The 6,323-nt window shown below is 68.1% G+C and carries 3 protein-coding genes; 2 read left to right on the forward strand and 1 reads right to left on the reverse strand.

Annotation, left to right across the window (positions count from 1 at the left end):
• Nucleotides 1-1,517, forward strand: a 1,517-nt coding sequence (locus tag B2U11_RS06190) for a glycoside hydrolase family 9 protein (RefSeq protein WP_292070635.1), incomplete at its 5' end; no start/stop codon positions are given.
• 64 nt (nt 1,518-1,581) lie between these two features.
• On the opposite strand, the gene B2U11_RS06195 is transcribed toward B2U11_RS06190, so the two are convergent.
• Nucleotides 1,582-4,641: a TonB-dependent receptor gene (locus B2U11_RS06195; protein ID WP_292070636.1), complete on the reverse strand. Its 3,060-nt coding sequence runs from the start codon at nt 4,639-4,641 to the stop codon at nt 1,582-1,584.
• Nucleotides 4,642-4,790: 149 nt separating this feature from the next.
• Here B2U11_RS06195 and B2U11_RS06200 point away from each other — a divergent pair, with 149 nt between their 5' ends.
• Nucleotides 4,791-6,293, forward strand: coding sequence for a tryptophan halogenase family protein (locus tag B2U11_RS06200; RefSeq protein WP_292070637.1), 1,503 nt, complete (start codon nt 4,791-4,793; stop codon nt 6,291-6,293).
• Nucleotides 6,294-6,323: the final 30 nt, after the last annotated feature.

Consider the following 6,323-nt stretch of genomic DNA (forward strand, 5'->3'; position numbering starts at 1 on the left):
TCGCCGACCATCCGCATCGGTCGCTGCAGTACGACGCCCTGGCCTATTTCTATCAGAACCGCGCCGGGATGGAGATTTCGGCCGACCACGTGGCCCGGCCCGACCTGGCGCGCCCGGCGGGCCATGCGCAGGAGACGGCGACCTGCTTTTCGGGACCGGACAAGGCCGGCGCGACCTGGCCCGGCTGCGACTACAGCCTGGACGTCCACGGCGGCTGGTACGACGCCGGCGACCACGGCAAGTACGTCGTCAACGGCGGCATCGCGACCTGGATGCTGCTGAACGCCTACGAACGGGCCCAGGCCAAGGGCGGGCCAGGCGCGGCGGCCTTCGCCGATGGAAAGGCCGACATTCCCGAAGCGGGCAACGGCGTCGACGATCTGCTAGACGAGGCCCGCTACGAGATCGAATTCCTGCTGCGGATGCAGATTCCCGACGGCGTGACCCTGGCGGTCCCGGTCGGCGTCCAGTCCGCCGAGGGTCCGCTGAGCCTGACCCCGATCGACGCCGGCGGCATGGCGCATCACAAGGTCCACGACGCGCATTGGACGCCGTTGCCGACCGCGCCGGCCGACGACCACGAGACCCGCTTCCTCTATCCGCCCAGCACCGCCGCGACCCTGAACCTGGCCGCTGTCGGCGCCCAGTGCGCTCGGATATGGCGCACCATCGACGTGGACTTCGCCCGGCGCTGCGCCAGCGCCTCGCAGCGCGCCTATCGCGCGGCCCTGCGCAACCGCGAGGTCTTCGCCTGGGATCGGTTCGAGGGCGGCGGCGGTTACGGCGACACGGACGTGTCCGACGAATTCTACTGGGCGACGGCCGAACTTTACGCCGCGACGGGCGCCGAGGCCTATCTGAAGGCGCTGAAGACCTCGCCCTACTATCTAGGCGGCCCGCGTTCGGGCGCCAGCGCGACCGGCGATCCCGGCTGGCCCAGCGTCGCCAGCCTGGGCTCCATGACCCTGGCCCTTGTCCCCTCGCCCCTGCCGGACGCGGACCGCGCTCGCGTACGCGCCAATGTGGCGGCCGGCGCGCGCGCCTATCTCGAAGAGGGGTGGGCTTCGGGCTACGGCGTGCCGTTCGGCGGCGCGGACTATCCCTGGGGATCGAACGGCGCGATCCTGAGCCGCGCCGTCGTCATGGGCCTAGCCTTCGACTTCACCGGCGAGTGGGAATATCGCAACGGCGCGATCCAGGCCCTGGACTATGTGCTGGGCCGCAACCCCCTGGATCAGTCCTACGTCAGCGGATACGGCGACCGCCCGATGCGGAACCCGCACCATCGGTTCTGGGCCCACGCGGCCGACCCCGCCTATCCGACGCCCCCGGCCGGAGCCCTGTCGGGCGGCCCGAACAACCAGGCCATGGCCGACGAAGTCGCGCAGCGCCTGTCCGGCCATTGCCGGGCGCAGACCTGCTGGGCCGACGACATCGGCGCCTATGCGCTGAACGAGGTCGCGATCAACTGGAACGCGCCCCTGGTCTGGACCGCCGCCTTCCTGGACGACCACTGACAAAGAAATGGCGCGCCGTGCGGCACGGCGCGCCAGTTTTCGCTCAGAAAGCGAGGGGGAGGATTCAGAAGGTTCCGCGCACGATGAACGAGAAGCGGCGGTCGTTGCGGAACCAGGAACGCGGCGCCTGCTGCAGGGTGTCGTCCAGCACCTGGAAGGTCTTGGTCGTCTCGTTCAGCAGGTTCACGGCCTGCACGCCGACCTTCACCCGGTCGTTGACCGAATAGAAGATCGATCCGTCCAGCTGCCCGGTGGCGTCCGACATGATCGGCGCGAAGGGCACGATCTCGTCGCGGGTGGTCAGCAGGAACTCCGAGCGCCAGCTGTAGGCCAGGCGCGCCGAGACCTTCTCGTTCTCGTAGATGGCCGTGAAGTTGGCGTTGTGCTCCGACAGGCCCTCCAGCGGCAGAAGGCTGGTGTCGATGGTCGGCTCGCTGCCGCCGGGATTGGCCTTGCCGGCGTCCAGGTTCTCCTGCGGCACGCCCGAGCTGTCGATATAGGTGTAGTTGGCCTGCACGCCGAAGCCGGACAGCCAGCCGGGCAGGAAGTCGTAGAACTGCTGATACGCCAGCTCCAGCCCCTGGACCGTGCCTTCCTCGGCGCTGTTCGTCGGACCCCGGACATAGACGTCGAACGTCTGGCCGTTGTTGGTGATGGTCCGGTCGTAATAGCCGTTGGTGATGACGTCGCTCAGCGTCTTGTGGAACAGTGACAGCGTCAGCGAGCCGGTCGGGGCGAAATACCATTCCCCGGACAGGTCGAACTGCTCGGACTTGATCGGGTCCAGATAGGTGTTCCCGGCCTGGGCCTCGAAGCCCAGGAAGATGTTGTCGATGACGCGCGGCTGGATCGGCACCTGGTCGCGGGTCAGGCCCAGGTCGGAACGACGGATCGCCTGCGAATAGCCGAAGCGGACCAGGAATTCCGGCGTCAGGCCGAACTTGACGTTCAGGCTGGGCAGCCAGTTGTCGTAGCTGTGCTCAGCCGTTTCCGGAATGGATGCTCCGGTCGCGAAGGCCAGGGCCGCCGCCTGCTGCTCCGGCGTCAACTGACAGAAGGCCGGCAGCTCGCCGCCGCCGACGGGCGGGGCGCAGGTTCCGCTGAAGACCTGGTTCTGCGTCGGGAAGCTCAGCGCTCCTTCGGCGGCGATCTTGGTCTCCACGTAGCGGACGCCGACGTTGCCGCTGATCGAGATGCTTTCGCCCCACACCGGGTCCGCCCCGTTGTTGAACTTCAGCATCAGATAGGCGGCCGAGGTCTGCTCGTTAGTCGTGTTGATCTCGCCCGGGGTGAAGGGCGTTCCGGGAACCACGTTGGAGCGCCCGGCCAGCGGGACCCAGCCGTTGCCGCCCCAGATGGCGTTCATCGCCTGCACGAAGTCCGTCGTCGCGCCATAGGATTGGGCCGGATTGCCGGCGTAGCCGAACGTCGTGACCGGCACGCCCATGCCGTTGAAGCTGTAGGGCGAGGCGTGGTCCAGGCCGCCGGTCAGCCGCGGCGTGGCGGTCGCGCCCTGATCCAGCCAGACCGGGCCGGTGGCGCCGTTCCAGATCTCGGAGATGACGCCCCAGTTGTAGGCCGAGTTGCGCGTGGTCTGGTCGCGCTCGGCGAAACGGGCTCCGACCTTGACCGATTCCAGCCAGCCGGTGTTCAGATCGTATTCCACATCGGCCTTGAAGGCGTATTCGTCGCCTTCGCTCTGCTCGATGTGATCCATGGCGTTGCGCCAGAAATAGTTGGACGGATCGGCCAGATAGGCGTCGATGTCGCCGCCGTCGGGCGCCAGCAGGGCCAGCGACGGCAGGTCGCCGGTCAGGTCCAGCACATCGACGGCGAAGAACGAATTCGTCAGCTGGAAGTCGATCACGTCCACGGTCGAGTCGACATACTGCGCATCGAAGTTCAGCCGCAGCCGGTCCGTCGGCGTCCACTTGAAGTTGAAGCCGTAGTCGCTGGTCACATAGTCCTGCACCACGCCCCGCTTGACGAACAGGTGCTGGATGCCGTTCAGCGGCACGGACGGATCGGCCGAACGCCAGTCCGCCGTCGAGGTGATGGCGCCGCCCGTGAACAGGCCGTCGGCGTTGTAGGTCCAGTCGGTTCCCGCCAGCGGCTGGCGATTGCCGGTGTCGTCCACCACGGATTCGATGGCGTTCTCCAGCCACGCCTGCTGCGAATCCGAGCGCAGGTACTGCAGCGTCGCCACCATGCGCCGGTCGTTCGAGCGCCACTGGCCGGCGGCGGCGATCCCGTCGCGGCGACGATCGAATTCCTGGGTGCGGAAGGCCAGGCCGGACGGGGTCCAGCGATCCTCGCCGTCCACGGTCGACAGACGGTAGTTCAGCGACTGCAGCCCCTCCGCGCGCGAATCCAGCTCGGAATGCACGCCGCTCAGCAGCAGGCCGAATTCGCCCAGCGCGGTGTCCCATCGATCGCTGCCCAGCAGGGAGATCGTCGGCGCCAGATTATGGCGCATGTCGCCCCAGCTGGCTTCGGTGGTGAAGGCCACGACCCGGCCGGGCGAATCGAACGGCTTGCGGGTGTTCAGATTGACCGTGCCGCCGATGCCGCCCTCGATCATTTCGGCCGAGGCGTTCTTGAACACCTCCACGCTGCCCAGCAGCTCGGACGGCACGTCGGCGAACGACAGGTCGCGGCCGTTGTTGGCCGAGAAGGTGTCGCGGCCGTTAAGTTCGGAGCGCACGAAGTTCAGGCCGCGGATCACCACGCCCGAGCCCTCGACCGAGAAGTGATCCGGGTCGCTGGCGCCGGCGAAGCGGTTGATCGACACGCCGGGCACGCGCTGCAGCGCCTCGGTGACCGACCGGTCCGGTAGGGCGCCGATATCGTCGGCCGTCACGGCGTCCACGAAGACGTCCGCGTTCTCCTTGATGCTCTGGGCGTTGCGAAGGCTGGCGCGGATGCCCGTGACGACGACTTCGCCGACCTCGGCCACATCGCCCGATGGGGCGGTCTGCTCGACCTCCGGCTCCTGCGTCTCGTCGGTGGTTTGGGCCGCCGCCGGACCGGCCAGCAGCATCGCGCCGAACGCGAGCGCCGAGACGCCGCACATCAGCCCGCGACCGCGCAGGTCGAAAGGCGCCAAGGAAATGGTGTCGCGCATGAATCCCCCCAGAGAGATATGTTCTTGGACAGCTGACAGCGCTGTCAATCAATGCCATTAACATGACTGACGGATAGCGTCAATGTGACGCCGCTCGCGGCGGACGCGCCTCGCGCGCCCGCCACGCCCAGGAAATTGAAGAAAAAACCATGAACCCCAACCAGATACGCGAGGTCCTGATCGTCGGCGGCGGAACGGCGGGGTGGATGGCGGCGGCGGCCCTGACGCGGCTTCCCCCCGGCGTTCGCGTGCGCCTGGTCGAGTCCGAAGAGATCGGCACGGTCGGCGTGGGCGAAGCGACCATCCCGCCCCTGGCCAGCTTCAACGCGCTGCTCGGGATCAATGAGGCGGATTTCCTGCGCTCGACGCAAGGCACGTTCAAGCTCGGCATCGAATTCGTCGATTGGGGGCGCCGGGGCGACCGCTACATCCATCCGTTCGGCGCGTTCGGCATGGACCTGGAAGGGGTGAAGTTTCACCAGTACTGGCTCAGGCGGCGCCAGGCGGGCGCCGGCTCCTTGGACGACTACTGCCTGTCCGCCGTCGCGGCCCGGCTGAACCGGTTCACCCCGGCCAGCCCGGACCCCCGCACCGTCCTGTCCAGCCTTCGGCACGCCTACCATTTCGACGCCGGCCTCTACGCCGCCTATCTGCGCCGCTTCGCCGAGGCGCGCGGCGTCGAACGCATCGAGGGCAAGGTGGCCCAGGTTCTGCTTCGCCCCGAGGACGGCTTCGTCGACGCCGTCGTTCTCACCGACGGCCGGCGTCTGGACGCCGATTTCTTCATCGACTGCACGGGGTTTCGCGGCCTGCTGATCGAACAGGCCCTGGGCGCCGGCTACGAGGATTGGAGCCGTTGGCTGCCCTGCGACCGCGCCCTGGCGGTCCCGTCAGCCCGCGTCGAGCCTCTGACGCCCTATACGCGCTCGACCGCCGACGCCGCGGGTTGGCGCTGGCGTATCCCGCTGCAGCACCGCACCGGCAACGGACACGTCTACGCCAGCGGCTTCACCAGCGACGCGGCGGCTGAGACCGCCCTGCTGGACGGCCTGGACGGCGCCCCCCTGGCGGAGCCGCGCGCCCTGCGGTTCACCACGGGCCGCCGTCGGCAGCAATGGGTCAAGAACTGCGTCGCCCTGGGCCTGTCGTCCGGCTTTCTGGAGCCGCTGGAGTCGACCAGCATCCACCTGATCCAGAGCGGCGTGTCCAAGCTGCTGGCCCTGTTCCCGGACAAGGCCTTCGACCCCGCGCTCAGCGACACCTTCAACCGGCTGTCGCAGGTTCAGTTCGAACAGATTCGCGACTTCATCATCCTGCACTACAAGGCGACCCAGCGCGACGACACAGCCTTCTGGCGCCACGTCTCGCAGATGCCGATCCCCGAGACGCTGGCGCGGCGCATCGAGTTGTTCCGCGCGGGCGGCCGCATCTTCCGCGAAGGGGACGAGCTGTTCAGCGAAGCCAGCTGGGTCGCCGTGCTGATCGGCCAGAATATCCAGCCGCAGGGCCACGACCCGCTCGCCGATGCGATGGACGAGGGCGCCCTGGATCAGCGGCTGGCGGGTTTGCGCGCCGTGATCGACAAGACGGCGCGGGCGATGCCGACCCACGAGGCCTTCATCGCCCGTCATTGCGCCTCGGGAGCGGCCTGAGACCGGTCCCCCTCCGTCAGTGGTTCGGGC

Source organism: Brevundimonas sp. UBA7534 (assembly GCF_002479325.1).
In the GTDB taxonomy this organism is placed as follows: domain Bacteria; phylum Pseudomonadota; class Alphaproteobacteria; order Caulobacterales; family Caulobacteraceae; genus Brevundimonas.